Source organism: Aurantimonas aggregata (assembly GCF_010500835.1).
Lineage (GTDB): Bacteria > Pseudomonadota > Alphaproteobacteria > Rhizobiales > Rhizobiaceae > Aurantimonas > Aurantimonas aggregata.
The window spans coordinates 703671-720026 of sequence record NZ_JAAAMJ010000001.1; the positions used below are offsets into that span (position 1 = coordinate 703671).

General features: G+C 67.4%; 14 protein-coding genes. 10 read left to right on the top strand and 4 right to left on the bottom strand.

Features of this window, described 5'->3' with window-relative positions:
* The first annotated feature begins 166 nt into the window (after positions 1-166).
* The 9 genes from GTW51_RS03245 (at position 167) to GTW51_RS03285 (ending at position 14025) form a co-directional block, all read left to right on the top strand.
* Entirely contained in the window at positions 167-331 is a 165-nt protein-coding gene (locus GTW51_RS03245) for a DUF1328 domain-containing protein (protein ID WP_163042411.1), read from the top strand.
* A 184-nt stretch (positions 332-515) separates the two neighbouring features.
* Complete coding sequence (locus tag GTW51_RS03250) at positions 516-2042, top strand: PRC-barrel domain-containing protein (protein WP_163042412.1); 1527 nt, start codon at positions 516-518, stop codon at positions 2040-2042.
* Between the two features lie 217 nt (positions 2043-2259).
* On the top strand, positions 2260-3588 hold the full coding sequence (locus tag GTW51_RS03255; protein WP_163042413.1) for an efflux RND transporter periplasmic adaptor subunit: 1329 nt from the start codon (positions 2260-2262) through the stop codon (positions 3586-3588).
* Positions 3585-6764 carry an efflux RND transporter permease subunit gene (locus tag GTW51_RS03260; protein ID WP_163042414.1) on the top strand — a complete coding sequence of 1060 codons (3180 nt, stop codon included), beginning with the start codon at positions 3585-3587 and terminating at the stop codon, positions 6762-6764. Before GTW51_RS03255 ends, GTW51_RS03260 begins: the two co-directional genes overlap by 4 nt.
* A gap of 140 nt (positions 6765-6904) precedes the next feature.
* Positions 6905-8686: a B12-binding domain-containing radical SAM protein gene (locus GTW51_RS03265; protein ID WP_163042415.1), complete on the top strand. Its 1782-nt coding sequence runs from the start codon at positions 6905-6907 to the stop codon at positions 8684-8686.
* 44 nt (positions 8687-8730) lie between these two features.
* Positions 8731-10554 (top strand): ABC-F family ATP-binding cassette domain-containing protein, encoded by a 1824-nt coding sequence (locus GTW51_RS03270; RefSeq protein ID WP_163042416.1) that lies wholly within the window; start codon positions 8731-8733, stop codon positions 10552-10554.
* A gap of 200 nt (positions 10555-10754) precedes the next feature.
* Positions 10755-11927 (top strand): D-alanyl-D-alanine carboxypeptidase family protein, encoded by a 1173-nt coding sequence (locus GTW51_RS03275; protein WP_163042417.1) that lies wholly within the window; start codon positions 10755-10757, stop codon positions 11925-11927.
* 242 nt (positions 11928-12169) lie between these two features.
* Positions 12170-13543 (top strand): DEAD/DEAH box helicase, encoded by a 1374-nt coding sequence (locus tag GTW51_RS03280; protein WP_163042418.1) that lies wholly within the window; start codon positions 12170-12172, stop codon positions 13541-13543.
* Positions 13544-13713: 170 nt separating this feature from the next.
* On the top strand, positions 13714-14025 hold the full coding sequence (locus tag GTW51_RS03285; RefSeq protein WP_163042419.1) for a polyhydroxyalkanoic acid system family protein: 312 nt from the start codon (positions 13714-13716) through the stop codon (positions 14023-14025).
* A 19-nt stretch (positions 14026-14044) separates the two neighbouring features.
* Here the strand turns inward: GTW51_RS03285 and GTW51_RS03290 are convergent, their stop codons facing one another.
* On the bottom strand, positions 14045-14518 hold the full coding sequence (locus tag GTW51_RS03290) for a hypothetical protein (protein WP_163042420.1): 474 nt from the start codon (positions 14516-14518) through the stop codon (positions 14045-14047).
* Between the two features lie 167 nt (positions 14519-14685).
* On the opposite strand from GTW51_RS03290, the gene GTW51_RS03295 reads away from it, so the two are divergent.
* Positions 14686-15015 (top strand): PilZ domain-containing protein, encoded by a 330-nt coding sequence (locus GTW51_RS03295; protein ID WP_163042421.1) that lies wholly within the window; start codon positions 14686-14688, stop codon positions 15013-15015.
* A 15-nt stretch (positions 15016-15030) separates the two neighbouring features.
* On the opposite strand, the gene GTW51_RS03300 is transcribed toward GTW51_RS03295, so the two are convergent.
* The 3 genes from GTW51_RS03300 to GTW51_RS03310 are packed head-to-tail and all read right to left on the bottom strand — an operon-like array spanning position 15031 to position 16351.
* Positions 15031-15495 carry a hypothetical protein gene (locus GTW51_RS03300; RefSeq protein WP_163042422.1) on the bottom strand — a complete coding sequence of 155 codons (465 nt, stop codon included), beginning with the start codon at positions 15493-15495 and terminating at the stop codon, positions 15031-15033.
* Positions 15492-15842: a flagellar protein FlgN gene (locus GTW51_RS03305; RefSeq protein ID WP_163042423.1), complete on the bottom strand. Its 351-nt coding sequence runs from the start codon at positions 15840-15842 to the stop codon at positions 15492-15494. The genes GTW51_RS03300 and GTW51_RS03305 overlap by 4 nt, the downstream gene beginning before the upstream one ends.
* Before the next feature lie 11 nt (positions 15843-15853).
* Positions 15854-16351, bottom strand: a complete 498-nt coding sequence (locus GTW51_RS03310; RefSeq protein ID WP_163042424.1) for a rod-binding protein — start codon at positions 16349-16351, stop codon at positions 15854-15856.
* Positions 16352-16356: the final 5 nt, after the last annotated feature.

Consider the following 16356-nt stretch of genomic DNA (forward strand, 5'->3'; position numbering starts at 1 on the left):
GGAGACATGGCACCGCGTCGTCGTCGTTGCACATAGGCGCATAACGCGGACGCGCCAATCCGCGCAATGCGGGCGTGGCAATGGTTGTCGAATGGAACCGTCGCGGCGCCGTGCCGTTCTGGCGGCGAGGTCGCGCGAACGCGCGGCACGAAAATGGGAGCACGACATGATCGAATGGATCGTCATTTTGCTGATCGTGGCCGCGATCGCGAGCCTGCTCGGCTTCCGCAGCGTGGCTGGGGCCTCGGTCGGCATCGCCAAGATCCTGATCTTCATCGTGCTGATCGGCCTGTTGCTGATGCTGGTCTTCGGCGTGCTGGTCTTCGCCTGATCCTCGCTTGCGACAGGGGGCGCCGTCTGTCCGTAACGTCGGCATTTCAGCGAAGAAAGGTCCGACTGGCGGAACCGAAAGGTGTCGAGTCGGTTCTATCTCCATAGGCGGCGCGTCACGAAGGCTCCTGCAGCATTCGTGACTGCGGCCGCGTCTATCCCTAGAATAGACAAGGACAAATTCCATGATCCGCAAGCTTTTCGCCACCACCGCCCTCGCCGGCATTCTTGCAACTTCGGCCTACGCCCAGGAAGCAGCGCCAGTGACCGCGGCTCCTGTCGCGCCGGACGCAGCGGTGACGATCGATTCGAATGCAGCGGCCACCACGCCGGTTGCCGGTGAGCACGCCGGGATGGCCCAGGGCGACCACATGCAGTCGCTCACGGCCGACCAGCATCTCGCCAGCGACCTGATCGACCTCGCCATCTACCAGAGCGCGGCTGCCGACGCCGAGAGCATCGGCGGGATCGAGAACTTCATGATCGACGCTGACGGCCAGGTCGTTGCCGCCGTCGTCGATATGGCGGTCAACGGCGAGAGCCGCATCGTCGCCATCCCGTTCGACCAGATCACCTGGTCGATGGACGCGAACAACGAGCCGCGTGCCGTGTTGAACGTCGGCGTCGAGCAGCTGGCCCAGGCCCCGGCATTCGTCGAGCCCGAAGACCAGGTTGCAGCAGCCGATGCCGTCGCTGTCGGTGGCACTGAAACGGCACCGGCGACCGGAATGGCCGGGACTGAGATCGCTCCGGTGGCGGGCACGGATCAGGCTGCGGTGACCCCGCCGGCCGCTACGACCGGTACGGTCGCAGCAACCGACGGCGAATACGCATCCCAGGTCGGCCCCGACCAGTACCTCGCTGACAATCTCATCAGCTCCGACGTGCGCAGCGGTGCAGGTGACGACGCCGACGAGATCGGTACGATCAGCGACCTCGTCATGGCCTCGAACGGCCGTATCGATGCCGTCGTCATCGGTGTCGGTGGGTTCCTCGGCATCGGCGAAAAGGACGTCGCTGTCCCGTTCGACCAGCTGCAGATGACGCGTGATGACGACAACGATCTGGTCGTTGCGACGGCGATGACGCGCGAGCAGCTCGAGCAGGCGCCGTCCTTCGAAGTATCGGATGACAATGCCACGATGGCTGCTGGCGAGCCGGCTGCGACCTCGGCGGTTGCGACCGATGACACCAACGAGCTGACGGTCGCCGAGCCGGTCGAAACCGACGTCGTCGCCCCCGTCGACGGAACGGTGACGACCCAGGCCGAGACCGACGTGGTCACGCCCGGCGTTGGCACAGCCGACACCACCACCACGGCCTCGACCGGTGGCGAGCGCGAAGGCATGATGGCGGTCACCGACCAAACCGAACTGACGGCCGACAATCTGCTCGGCACCTCGGTCTACGGTCCGAATGAAGAGTCGGTCGGCGACATCGCCGACATCGCCCTCAGCGCCGACGGCCAGGTCGATGCAGTCATCGTCGACGTCGGTGGCTTCCTCGGGATCGGTGCCAAGCCGGTCGCGGTGAGCATGGACAACCTCCAGTTCATGCAGGATGCCGGCGGTTCGCTGTATCTCTATACGCAGTTCACCCAGGAGCAGCTCGAAGCCGCTCCCGAGTATGATGCGGACAGCTACGCCGACAACCGCGACACGATGCGGATCCAGTCGAGCGGCGCGGCCGGTACGCCGGCAACCGCCAACTAAGCTTCGACACTTTGTCGAGGAAGAGGGCTCGCTTCGGCGGGCCCTTTTTCGTTTTTGCAGCGCAACATGCTGCGACGATGCCGCGCTTGTGATCTCCAGCCCCGCCAAGGTTACACTTCGTAATCAAAGCAACGGCATTCTCGCCCGAATATCCGCTATCTTGCATTTTGGGGCGGCTCTCGCACCGCAACACGCCGACGCAACATACAAGGTGTCCATGGCCATCCTGAAGCAGGTGCTCGTCACCGCCCTCGTCCTGATTGTTGCCGCGGTGGCCTATCTCAAATGGGATCCGGGCGCCGGGCGTACCGTGCTGGCATCCGACATGGCTTTGCCCGGCTTTGTGCGGACGGCCATCCTGTTGGTGGCACCCGAAGCTGGCGAGCCGGCGCCTGAAGCGGCCGAGGCTCCGGCTGGCAATCCGCGCCGCGGCGGCGGCGGCGCGACCATCGTCGTTGCCGACACCGTCGCAACCGGCGTCACCCGGACGGCAATGCGCTCCATCGGCACGGGCGAAGCCATCCGGTCTGTGGTGGTCTATCCCGACAACACCACCGGCATCATCGACGAGGTGCCGGTGCAGTCCGGCGACCAGGTGGAAGCGGGATCGATCCTGGCCCGCCTCGAGAGGGCGAGCGAGGAAGTCGCGGTTGCGCGCGCCCAACTCGGCGTCGAGGCCGCCGAGGACAAGCTCCGCCGCTTCCAGCGCCTGCAGAATTCCAACACCATCACCGCGGTCGAGGTCACGGACGTGGCGCGGGAGCGCGACAATGCCCGCCTCGACCTGCAGACGGCCGAGATCGCCCTTGGCAAGCGCGACATCCGCGCGCCGATCGCCGGCCGTGTCGGCATCGTCAGTGCCGACCGCGGCGACCTCGTCGGCAACGACACGGTGATCGCGACGATCGACGACCGCAGCCAGATCAAGGTGGTGTTCTTCACGCCCGAGAGCTTCGTGCAGGACTTGGAGATCGGCGCGCCCATCGAAGCGGTTGCAACGGCGCGACCGAACCGCATCCATGAAGGACGGATCGTCGCCATCGACAGCCGTCTCGACGAGGCGAGCCGGACGCTGCGCACCGAGGCGATGATCGAGAACACCGAGGACGAGCTGCGGCCCGGCATGTCGTTCTCCGTCTCGCTGGAGCTCGATGGCGAGACATTCCTGTCGGTCGACCCGATTTCCGTCGTCTGGGAACGCAACGGACCGATCGTCTGGAAGATCGTCGACGACAAGGCCATCAAGGCGCCCGTTCGCATCGTCGAACGCAACATCGACCGGATCCTTGCCGCCTCCGATACGCTGAAGGACGGCGACCTCGTCGTGGTCGAGGGCCTGCAGACCGTGCGCGAGGGCGGCCCGGTGGAGATCCAGCGCGTGCGGCAGCTGCCTGCCAGCGCCGAGGCTACACCCTCTGCCGAGGGGGTCGCGCTGGAGACGCCGCTGGAAGAGGAAGCGTCGGCTCCCGCTCCGCTCGGCCGCGCGGCGGCCGCGCAGCTGCCGGCCTCCGGCACCGCCGACGACGCGAGGACGACCACCCGATGACGCAGCCGGTGTCGCCCGATTCCAAGCCCGACGGCATCACCGCCTTCACCAGTCTGTTCATTCGGCGGCCGGTGCTGACCATCGTCATCAACCTCCTGATCGTCGTCGCCGGCCTCGCCGCCTTCAACGCCGTAGAGATCCGCGAACTGCCGAATGTCGACCGCCCGGTCATCAGCGTCTCCGTCACCTTCGACGGCGCCTCTCCGGAGACGGTGGACCGGCAGATCACCGACCAGATCGAGAGCGCCGTCGCCCGCGTCTCGGGCATTTCCTCGGTCTCCTCGCGATCGCGCTTCGGCGACAGCCGGACGACCATCGAGTTCACCGACTCCACCGACCTGAACGTCGCCGCCAGCGACGTGCGCGACGCCGTCAGCCGCATCTCCGACGTGCTGCCGGAGGGCGCGGACGAGCCGCGGATCGTCAAGGCGGACGCCGACGCCGACGCGATCATGCGCCTGGCGATCACCGCGCCGGGCATGCCGATCGAAGACCTCACCACGCTGGTCAACGACCGCATCGCCGACCAGCTTGCCGCCGTCGAAGGCGTCGCCGACCTGCAGGTCTACGGCGACCGCGAGCGGCTGATCTATGTCGACATCGACCCCGACAAGCTGGCGACCCGGGGCCTGACCCTCGGCGATGTCTCGACAGCGCTGCAGAACGCGGCGATGGACGTGCCGGCCGGCTCGCTGGCCTCGCCGACGCAGGACCTGATCGTCCGGGCCGATGCCAACGTCTCCTCCCCGGCCGAATTCGAAGCCATCTTCCTGGACGACCGCACGCGGCTGCGCGACGTTGCCGCCGTCCGCTTCGGGCCGGACGATGCGGCCTCGCAGCAGCGGGTCAACGGCCAGACCGGCGTCGGGCTCGGCGTCGTGCGCCAGGCCGGCTCCTCGACGCTCGACATTTCCGAGGGGGTTCGCGCCGAGGTCGAAAACCTCAACCGGACGCTGCCGGACGGCGTGACGATCCGCGTCACCAGCGACGACGCCACCTTCATCGACGGCGCCATCCACGAGGTCGAGATCGCCCTCGGCCTCGCCGTCGTCATCGTCGTCTTCGTGATCTTCCTGTTCCTGCTCAATGTCAGGGCGACGATCATCCCGGCGGTCACCATGCCAATCGCGCTGATCGGCGTCATGGCCTTCATCTACCTCGTCGGGTTCTCGATCAACATCCTGACGCTGCTGGCGCTCGTGCTGGCCACGGGCATGGTCGTCGACGACGCCATCATCGTGCTCGAGAACATCGTGCGCCGCCGCGACATGGGCGCCAGGCCGAAGGCGGCTGCCGTGCTCGGGACGCGCGAGGTGTTCTTCGCCGTCATATCGACGACCGCGACGCTGGCCGCCGTGTTCGTGCCGATCTCCTTCCTGCCGGGCCAGGCGGGCGGGCTGTTCCGCGAATTCGGCTTCGTCCTTGCCATCGCGGTCGTCATCTCGTCCTTCATCGCCCTGACCCTCTGCCCCATGCTGGCGGCGCATTTCCTGAAAGCCCGCGAGGACGAACGCGCGCCGGGCTTCTTCCAGAACGGCATGCGCTGGATCGGCCGCCGGCTGGCCGGATTCTATGCGGTCACGCTGCGGTTCTGCCTCGCCTTCCCGCTGCTGATCGTCGTTGTCGCCGGGGGGTTCTCCTTCCTCGCCTACATGACCTTCCTGTCGATGCCGCAGGAGCTGACGCCGACGGAGGACCGCGCGGTCGTGCTGATGAGCATCGACGCACCGCAGGGCGCGAGCCTCGACTACACCAACGGCCAGCTGCGCCGGATCGAGGACGTCGTGCTGCCCTATGTCGACAGCGGCGAGGCGACCAACGTCTTCGCGATTTCCGGCCGCGGCTCGGCAAACTCGGCGTTTCTGGTCGTGACCCTGGCCGACTGGGCCGAGCGGGAGCGGACCCAGCAGGAGATCGTCGCGGAGATCAACGGCAAGGTCCAGCAGATCGCCGGCGTCCGGGCGTTCGCGATCCAGCCCAACTCGCTGGGCATCCGCGGCGGTGGACGCGGCCTGCAGTTCGCGGTTGCCGGCCAGAATTTCGAGGAGCTGGCGCTGACCGCCGACAGGCTGCTCGAGGCGATGCAGGCCGACGGCCGCTGGGGCAACGTGCGCCTGTCGGAGAACGCCACCCAGGCGCAGCTCTCGGTGATGATCGACCGGGCGCGGGCGTCCGATCTCGGCATCGACATCGACGGCCTCGCCACGGCGATGCAGGCGCTGCTCGACGGCCGCGAGATCGGCCAGACCTACGTCGACGACAAGGAAGTGCCGATCAAGCTGATCTCGACCAGCGACCCGGTCAACGATCCGGGCGACATGCGCAACATCTTCGTCCAGGCGAGCGACGGCCGCATCGTGCCGATGTCGACGGTGGCGACCGTCGAGGAGCGCCCCATCGCGCCGACGCTCAACCGCGAGGATCGCGCGCGGGCGGTGGCGCTGTCGGCACAGCTGCCGGACGGCTATTCGATCCAGGCCGGCTGGCTGGACCTCCAGGATTTCGCCGCCGAGATCCTGCCGGACAACCAGCGGCTGATCCCGCTCGCCGAAGCCGCCACGATCGACGAGACCAACAGCGGCATGGCGCTGGTCTTCGCCTTCGCGATCATCATCATCATCCTTGTGCTCGCGGCGCAGTTCGAGAGCTTCGTCTCGGCCTTCATCATCATCGCCACCGTGCCGCTGGGCGTTGCCTGCGCGATCTTCGCGCTGAGCTTCTTCGGCATGAGCCTCAATCTCTACAGCCAGATCGGGCTGGTGCTGCTGGTCGGCATCATGGCGAAGAACGGCATCCTGATCGTCGAGTTCGCCAACCAGCTGCGCGAGGAAGGGTTGAGCGTGCACGAGGCGATCGAGCAGGCGTCGCTGATCCGCCTTCGGCCGGTGATGATGACGATGATCGCGACGGTCGTCGGCGGGCTGCCGCTGGTCTTCGCGTCCGGCGCGGGCGCCGAGGCGCGCATCGCGCTGGGCTACGTCATCGTCGGCGGACTGGGTCTCGCGACGCTCTCGACGCTCTACGTGACGCCGGTGGCCTATCTCATCCTCGGCCGGTTCTCCTCGCCCAATGCCGACAAGACCGCGCAGCTGCAGCGCGATATCGCCGCGGCCGAACGGCAGGAAGCCGATCGCCGGCGCAGGGAAGAGGACGGCATGAGGCCTCAGGGAGCCTGACGCGGCGCTGCCGAGGCTCGCCGGACGACCGCCTGAGTCGGGGCGCTTCTTGCGCCCTGCGCGCCGGCGCGGTTGCCGGGACGGACATTTGGCGCCATGCTGTGCTGCAGCGCCGTGACCCGGCCAGTGCGAGGCCAACGATGTCCAGCATGCCAGTTCGGGACGACCGCCGCTTCCAGCTCATCCTGATCAAGCCGTCGCATTACGACGACGACGGCTACGTCATCCGCTGGTGGCGGGCGATGATCCCGTCCAACTCGCTCGCGGCCCTCTACGGCATCGCCCTCGATTGCGCCGAGCGCGAAGTGCTCGGGCCGGGCGTGGCCATCGACATCACGGTGATCGACGAAACCAACACGCGGGTCGACATCGATGCGCTGCGCGAAAAGCTGCGCCGGCAGGACGGGTTCGGGCTGGTCGCGCTGGTCGGCGTCCAGTCGAACCAGTATCCCCGCGCGCTAGACATCGCCCGGCCGTTCCGCGAGAGCGGATTTCCGGTCGCCATCGGCGGGTTCCACGTTTCCGGGTGCCTTGCCATGCTGGACGGGCGAGCCGTCGAGCTCGACGCCTGCCGCGAGATGGGCATCGCGATGTTCGCGGGCGAGGCTGAAGGTCGTCTCGACGCGGTACTGCGCGATGCGGCGGCCGGCCAGCTCGCCCCGCTCTACGACTTCATGAACGACCTGCCGAGCATCGAGGGCGCCCCGCCCCCGTTCCTGCCGAAGCAGTACGTCTCGCAGACGCTCGGGCTGAGCTCCAGCTTCGATGCCGGCCGAGGCTGCCCCTACCAGTGCTCGTTCTGCACCATCATCAACGTCCAGGGGCGCAAGTCGCGCTTCCGCACCGCCGACGACGTCGAGCAGCTGGTGCGGCTCAACTGGGCGCAGGGCATCCACAAATTCTTCATCACCGACGACAATTTCGCCCGCAACAAGGAATGGGAGCCGATCTTCGACCGCCTCATCGAGCTGCGCGAGAAGGACGGCATCCCGCTCGGCCTGATGATCCAGGTCGACACGCTCTGCCACAAGATCGAGAACTTTGTCGAAAAGGCCAAGCGCGCCGGGGTTACCCGTGTCTTCATCGGGCTGGAGAACGTCAATCCGGACAATCTTGCCGCCGCCAAGAAGCGGCAGAACAAGATCACCGAATACCGCAAGATGCTGCTCGACTGGAAGGCGCAGGGCATCATCACCCTGGCCGGCTACATTCTCGGTTTTCCAGCCGACACGCCGGAAACGATCCGGCGCGACATCGCCATCATCCAGGACGAGCTGCCGCTCGACATCATCGAGTTCTTCGTTTTGACGCCGCTGCCGGGGTCGGAGGATCACCAGGCCCTCTGGCGCAGGCAAGAGCCGATGGATCCCGACCTCAACATCTACGACGTGGAACATGTCTGCACCGCCCATCCGAAGATGTCGCGGGCGGAATGGGAAGGAATCTACCGGGAGGCCTGGTCGCTCTATTACACGCCGCGGCACATGCGCACGCTGATCCGCCGCGCCGTGGCGACGGGCGTGCCCGTGGCGAGCCTGGTGAAGGTGCTGGTAGCGTTCGCGACGACGGTGCAGCTGGAGAACGTCCATCCGCTGCAGGGCGGCCTCGTAAGGCTCAAGCGGCCGTCCGAGCGCCGGCCAGAGATGAAGCGGGAGCATCCGCTGGTGTTCTGGCCACGTTACGCCGTCGAGACGGTCGTCAAGCATCTGCGCCTCGCCGCCACGATCGTCCGGCTGACGGCCACGGCGCTGTGGATCACGAACGACCCGGCGACGCGCCGTTACATGGACCGCGCCCTCACCCCGGTGGACGACGACGGCGACGCCTCGCTCGATCTCTTCACCAAGACCACGGGCGGAAAGGCCAGCGTGACGCACATGAAAAAGGTCGCGCAACTCACGGGCGCCGGTCGCGCCGCCTGAGGCCGGCCCTTCCCCCCTGGACGCATCCCCGCTAGAAGCCGGCCATGGCTCCTCCTCCTTTGCTCCGCCTCGATGGCGTCCGACTGACTTTCGGCGGCACGCCGCTGCTCACCGGCGTCGAACTCAACGTCCTGCCGGGCGACCGCATCGCGCTGGTCGGCCGCAACGGCTCCGGCAAGTCGACGCTCCTGAAGATCGCCGCCGGCCAGGTCGAGGCCGATGGCGGCGAGGTCTTCCTGAAGCCCGGCACGACGCTGCGCTACCTGCCGCAGGAGCCGGATTTCGGGGACTTCGAGACCGTCGAAGCCTACGTGACCTCCGGCCTCGGCCCTTCCGACGATCCGCATCGCGTCACCATGTGCCTCGACGCGCTCGGCCTTTCGCCGGACATGCGCCCGGTCAACCTGTCGGGCGGCGAGGCCCGCCGCGCTGCGCTGGCCCGCACGCTAGCGCCCGAGCCGGACGTCATTCTGCTCGACGAGCCGACCAACCATCTCGACCTGCCGACCATCGAGTGGCTCGAAGGCGAGCTGCGCCAGATCAAGAGCGCCATCGTGGTGATCAGCCATGACCGCCGCTTCCTCGAGAACGTCACCCGCGCCACGGTCTGGCTCGACCGCGGCACGGCCCGCCGGCTCGACCAGGGGTTCGGCAGTTTCGAGGCCTGGCGCGACAAGACCCTGGAGGAGGAAGAGCGCGACCTGCAGAAGCTCGATCGCAAGATCGTCCGCGAGGAGCACTGGCTGCGCTACGGCGTCACTGCGCGGCGTACCCGCAACCAGCGCCGCCTCGAAGCGCTGCACACGCTGCGCCAGGACCGCCGCGACACCCGCCGCGCCGTCGGCCAGGTGGCGATGCAGGCGGGCGAGACCCGCGAGAGCGGCAAGCTGGTGATGGAGGCGGAGGGGATCTCCAAGGCCTATGACGGGCGCGAGCTGGTCAAGGATTTCTCGATCCGCATCGCCCGCGGCGACCGGGTCGGGCTGGTCGGGCCGAACGGCGCCGGCAAGACGACGCTCCTCAAAATGCTCATCGGCGAGATCCAGCCGGATTCCGGCAAGGTGCGGATGGGCACCAATCTCGACCTCGCCTTCCTCGACCAGAAGCGCGCGGCGCTGAACGACACGCTGTCGCTTGCCGACTCGCTCACCGACGGGCGCGGCGACCAGGTCATGGTCAACGGCGAGGCGCGCCACGTCATCGGCTATCTCAAGGAATTCCTGTTCTCGCCGGAGCAGATCCGCACGCCGGTCGGCAACCTTTCCGGTGGCGAGCGCGCGCGCCTGCTGCTCGCCAAGACGCTGGCGACGCCGGCGAACCTCCTCGTCCTCGACGAGCCGACCAACGATCTCGACATGGAGACGCTGGACCTGCTGGAGGAGCTGATCGCCAACTATCCCGGCACGGTGCTGCTGGTCTCGCATGACCGCGACTTCCTCGACCGGACCGTCACCAGCGTCATCACGCCCGACCGCGACGGGCAGTGGCTGGAATATGCCGGTGGCTACACCGACATGGCATCGCAACGCCGCGGCGCGGCGAAGGCCGGCGGAGGGCGCGATCGTGGCAGCAAGCGCGGCAGTGCCGGGACGGCATCCTCCAGCCACGGCACCGCGACGACGACCGCCGGCAGCAAGCTCACCTTCAAGCAGAAATTCGCGCTGGATAGCCTGCCGAAGGAGATCGCCCGGTTGGAATCGGCGATCCGCAAGACCGAGACGGTGATGGCGGACCCGGCGCTCTTCGCCCGCGACCCCAAGCGCTTCCAGGCGCTCGCGGCCGAACTCACGCGCGAGCGGACGGCGCTGGCCAAGGCCGAGGACGACTGGCTGGAGCTGGAGATGATCCGGGCCGAAGCCGAAAGGTGACGGACGCCGGTTCTGCAGGCCAACAGCTTCGTGTATCTGCCGGATTTCCGTTGACCCGCACGGCGCCTCTCGTTCAGGTTGAACGCGGGGGCAGGAGCGGGGGACGGCGACCTTTGGTCGCCACCACCGACGAGGCGGGAAGAGTGCGCATGCATGGCATAGCCAGAGAACGGGACAGCATGCGGGGCGGGTGGAACCGGATGCGCGCTGCGACGGCCAGCCTGGGCATATGCCTGAGCCGTGCAACGCTCTGCCTTGCCACAGCACTTGCCTTGGCCGTGGTGGGGAGCCCGCAGGCCGGAGCCTTCGAGACCACCGCCCCGACCGCCATCCTCGTCGATTTCGGCACCGGTCGCGTTCTCTTCGAGAAGGAGGCCGACCGGACCATCGCGCCGGCGAGCCTCGTCAAGCTGATGACCGTCGCGGTGATCTTCTCCGAATTGAGCACCGGCACGATTTCGCGCGACGACCGCTACATGGTCTCCGAATATGCCTGGCGCACCGGCGGCGCGGCCTCCGGCGGGTCAACGATGTTCCTGCCGCTGAACTCCGAGGTCAGCGTCGACGATCTCATCAAGGGCATCATCATCCAGTCGGGCAACGATGCGACCATCGTCGCCGCCGAGGGGATTGCCGGATCGGTCGAGGCCTTCGCCACGAAGATGAACGCCCTGGGCGAGACGATCGGCCTAACCGGGTCGCAGTTCGCCAACCCGCACGGCCTGCCGGATCCGGACCAGCATGTCACCGTCCGCGACCTCGCAACACTGGCCGACTTCCTGATCCGGACGTTCCCCGAGGAATATCCGCTGTTTAGCGAAGAGAGCTTCACCTTCAACGATATCACCCAGCGCAGCCGCAACCCGCTGCTGGCGCTCGGCGCCGACGGGTTGAAGACCGGCCATACGTCCGAGGCGGGCTACGGCCTCGTTGCCTCAGCCGAGCGCGACGGACGGCGCATCATCCTCGCCATCAGCGGCATGGAGAGCGCCAACGAGCGGGCCCGAGAGGCCAAGCGCCTGATGGATTACGGGCTGCAGGATTTCGAGGAGGTGGTGCTGCTGAAGGCCGGCGAGACCGTCGGAGAAGCCGTCGTGCGCGGCGGGGTGGCGACCAGCGTCCCGATGACCGCCGAGGGCGAGCTTCGCCTGCTCGTGCCCCGCGGCAGCCTCGCCGGCGTCGAGCGGACGGTGGTCGACAACGGCCCGGTCGAAGCACCCGTCGTCGCCGGCCAGCGGCTTGGCTGGATCCGCTTCGCGCGCGGCGAGGAGACGCTGCGCGAGGTGCCGCTGCACGCGGCCCAGGCGGTGGAGCAGGCAGGGATTTTGCAGCGGATTCGCGAGGCGATCAGCGAGAACCTCACCTGGCGCTAGGCGATTACGCCTTGACGCAGCGCAGCAAACAGCCGATATGCACGACTGTAACGCCGTGACAGCGCAGCGCCTGCTTGTCTCCTGACATCAGCTTCGTCGGGATCTTTGCCAGCGCAATCGGATCGGCCCTTGGCTTTCAGCGAAGGTGCTCGCATTTCGACACGGCCCGTCGATCCGTCCGCCAGCGCGAAGACGATCGGCCTCTTGGCGGACCTCCGTCCGCAATCCCGCAAGGCATATTTTTGACCCATAATGATTTTCAGGCGTTCGGCCTCGCCGATACGCTTCTCGCCGCGCTTGCGCGGCTCGACATCAGCCAGCCCACCCCGATCCAGTCCCAGTCCATCCCGGCCGTGATGGAAGGCCGCGACGTTCTCGGCATCGCCCAGACCGGCACTGGCAAGACCGCGGCCTTCGCCCTGCCGGTCATCAACGCCATTCTCGAGAAGGGTGGCCGGCCGATGCCGAAGACCCCGCGGGCGCTGATCCTGACCCCGACCCGCGAGCTCGCCTCGCAGATCGCCCAGAACGTCAAGGCCTATACGGCCGGCACCAAGGTCAGCCACCACGTCATCTTCGGCGGCGTCTCCATCCGTCCGCAGATCGACGCGATGCGCCGCGGCGTCGACATCGTCATCGCCACCCCCGGCCGCCTGCTCGACCTGATCGACCAGCGCGCGATCTCGCTCACGGACGTGCGCCACGTCGTTCTCGACGAAGCCGACCGGATGCTCGACATGGGCTTCGTGCGCGACGTCATGAAGATCGTCGGCATGCTGCCGAAGCAGCGCCAGTCGCTGCTGTTCTCCGCGACCATGCCGCGCTCGATCGCCGATCTCGCCGCCAAGATCCTGACCAACCCGGTCCGTTTCGAGGTGACCCCGGAAGTCATTACCGTCGAGAAGATCCAGCAGAGCGTCTATCTGGTGCCGCAGAAGGCCAAGAAGCTCTGGCTGATCGAGGCGCTGTCGAAGCCGGAATTCACCAAGGTGGTGATCTTCACCCGCACCAAGCACGGCGCCAACAAGCTGTCCGAGGATCTGGGCAAGGCCGGCATCGAGGCCGGCGCGATCCACGGCAACAAGAGCCAGGCGGCCCGCCAGAAGGCGCTTGCGACCTTCCATTCGGGCAAGACGGGCGTGCTGGTGGCGACCGACATCGTCGCCCGCGGCATCCATGTCGACGACATCAGCCACGTGGTGAACTTCGACCTGCCGGAAGAGCCGGAAAGCTACGTCCACCGCATCGGTCGGACGGCGCGTGCCGGCAAGTCCGGCGCGGCGATCGCGCTGGTCGATCCGTCGGAGCGCGCAAAGCTGCGCAGCATCGAACGGCTGACGGGCATCACCTTCGATGTCGTGCAGACCGAGTTCCTCGGCAATATCGACCTTGCCGCCGAGCCGACGCGTCCGGCCCGCACGGGACGGCCGCCGAACCGCTCGGGCAAGCCGCAGGGCCAGCGCCGCGACGGGCAGAAGCCGGGCGGGCAGCGCCCGGCGGGCGCCCACGCCGGCGAGAACCGCAACCGCAACTCCGACCCCAAGGGCACCGGTCGCGGCAATCGCCGCCAGCGCGGTGGTGGCGGCGGCGGACGTTCGCAGGTCGCATCGGCCTGAGGCTTCGGCCTAACGGAATGGATGGAAGGGCGGCCGCGAGGTCGCCCTTTTTCTTTGCCCCCTCACCCGACCCTTGTCGGATTGACCCGGCCCGGTCGGCGTTGCACCCGGATTGCACCGGAAGCGCAGTGACGCCATATGGCGTCAATCGAGACGAGGAGACGCCCCCAATGGCCGAAACGATCAAGGTCGACATTCCCCACAAGCTCGGCCGTGCATCGGCCCGGGCCCGGATCGACGAGGGATTCGGCAGGCTGCGCCAGGAGATGCTGGGCGGCATGGTCAAGTTCGAGGATACCTGGGACGGCGATCATCTGGACTTCAAGGCCCGCGTCATGGGTCAGACGGTGACCGGCCGGCTCGACGTCATGGACGAGGCCGTGCATGTCGAGGTCGACCTGCCGATGATGCTGGCCGCCCTTGCGGACAAGATCAAGGGCAAGCTCCGCAAGCAGGGCCAGATCCTGCTCGAGAAGAAATAGGCGGAGCGCTCCTTCGGCTTCAGTCCGTCCGCACGCCGGTCAGCGTCGCCCTCTCGGCACGGACGGTCCCGCCGTTCTCGCCGGGTTCGATCGCCAGGATCTTGCCGAGCCCCGGCACCAGTGAGTCCACCCTGACGCGCCAGAGTTCGCCCGGCGAGGCGAGATGGGCCTCGCCGCCAAAGACCATGACGATCTGGAAGTCCTGCGGCGTGAGTTCGGTGGACCGGACGCGATGCGGTACGGGCAGCGGCGTGATGCCGTTGTCGTCGGCCTTTTCGGTCGAACCGGTCTCGATCGGATCCAGCCGGCCCTGCGCCGCCGACATAAGCAGCCGGTCGAAATAGCCGGGATCGGTGTGCGAGATCGCGATGACCGCCGAGAAGAAACCCGTCGACAGCAGCAGCACCATGACGGCGAGGACACGCGACAGCCGATCCGACGCGGTGGTCGCTGGTGCGGCGTTGCCGAACGCCGAAGGGTCGATGCTGGACATGGTCGCTCCGCGCCACCGGCTCCCCGAGGCCGGTGTGCAGGTACCTTCGCATTGCCGCGTTAACGCATGGTAAGAGCGCGGCCGGCCTCGATGATCGGAACGATCGCCAGAAGCGTTTTCACGATTTCTTCGACAATCGGCGCCTATCCTGCGCCATGGAACCGCCTTTGCTCCCGACCGGCCAGGAAAGCCGCAACGCGCATCGCCGGCGCACGCGCCTGCGGCCGGTCAAGCTCGTCACCGCCAGCGGTCGGTTCATCCAGGACGGCACCGCCCTCGACGGCTCAGCGAACGGCGCCCGGATCCTGCGCTACGAAGCGATTCCCCTGCCCGCGCGCATCGCCGTCTTCGACGAGTCCGACCGCACGCTGCGGGCGGCCTCGATCGTCTGGACGCAGGCAATGGAGATGGGCGTGCGGTTCGCCGGTCCCGCGCGGGCCGCCAGCCCTGCCGAGATTGCACGCCTGACCGGGCGTTATTACGCCCTGCCGGACTGATCGCGGCGGTCCGCCTCAAGCGCCGTTGCGGACCTCGGACTTGGCGACGTAGTCGAATTGCTCGACCAGGATTTCCCGCACCAGTTCCTGGCCATAGCGCGCATTGACGGCGTCGCGGATGTCCTTGGTCAGAGCCGGCAGATCGAAACGCTCAGGCTTGGCGAAGTCGAAGCCCTCGGTGGCGTAGAGGCGGCGGAACGCCTCGTCGAGGATGAACGGATCCGGCGGGACCTTCAGCTGGGCGACCGTCCGGCCGTCGATCGTGTAGACGAAGCGGGCGAGGATATAGCCCTGGATCGCCGCATCGGTGATCATCGGAATGGTGATGTTGTCGGTGGTGCGATAGTCGAGGCCGGCGAAATAGCTCGGCTCCTCGGCGGCATCCGCCGCACTGCCGCCACCAGCCATGGACGCCATGACGTAGCTCGACCCGAGCGCCACGATCGCCACCCACAGGCCGACGGCGATGAGCTTGATCAACGCGGCAGGTCCCGACGGCCGAGCGCGGCGCTGTAGGTCCCGTCGGACTCCGATTCGGCAATCGATCGCGAGATCAGGGCGGAGATGTCGTGGCTGGCACGCACGTGCAGCTCGAGCATGTTGCGATTGGCCTCGACGACGTCCTTCAGGCGGCCGAGCCGCTGGTCGAGCGCCGGATCGCGCGTCGCCGGGACGCTCTTGGCGAGCCGGGTGAGTTCCAGCAGGCTCTGGTTCTTGCGGCCGGTGATCTCGGCGAGATCGATGGCGGTGCCGCGGTCGAGCGCGGCGGTCTCCGCGGCGAGGATCTCTTCGAGCCGGTCGACGGCCTTGGCGAGCGCGATGTTCAAGAGTTGATCTCCTATCTGGTTGTATCGAGGCGCGCTGCGCCGGCCCGGGCGACGTCACTGTCGCGGAGCATGTCGTTCAGGGCTTTGTCGCCGCTCTTGCCGGGCAGCGCCTGGCTGCTGCGGTCGGCAGCGATGGCGTCGGCGATGCCGATGCCGCCGCCCTTGGCGAGTTCGTTGCCGATTTCCTCGGCCATCATCGACCGCCAGACCTCGCCGGCAGTGCCGCTGCCGAAATAGCTCGACGCCTCGGTCGGCAGCATCGACTCCACGAAGCTGCGCAGCACGAAGCCCTCGAACTGCTCCAGCGGCGGCGCGACGCGCGACTGGTGGGCGACGAGCGGGCTGATGGGGGCCGAGACGGCCGCAGCCTGGGAGGCAGCGCCGCCGGCGGCGTCGAGCGCCGTCGTGAAGTCCGCGCCGGCGGCGGCGCTGGCGCGCGTGGCGGATGGCTTCGGCGCGGCGGCGGTCTGCGTCAACGGGCTGGTGGATGTCAGGGGCGCTATCGTCATCGGTC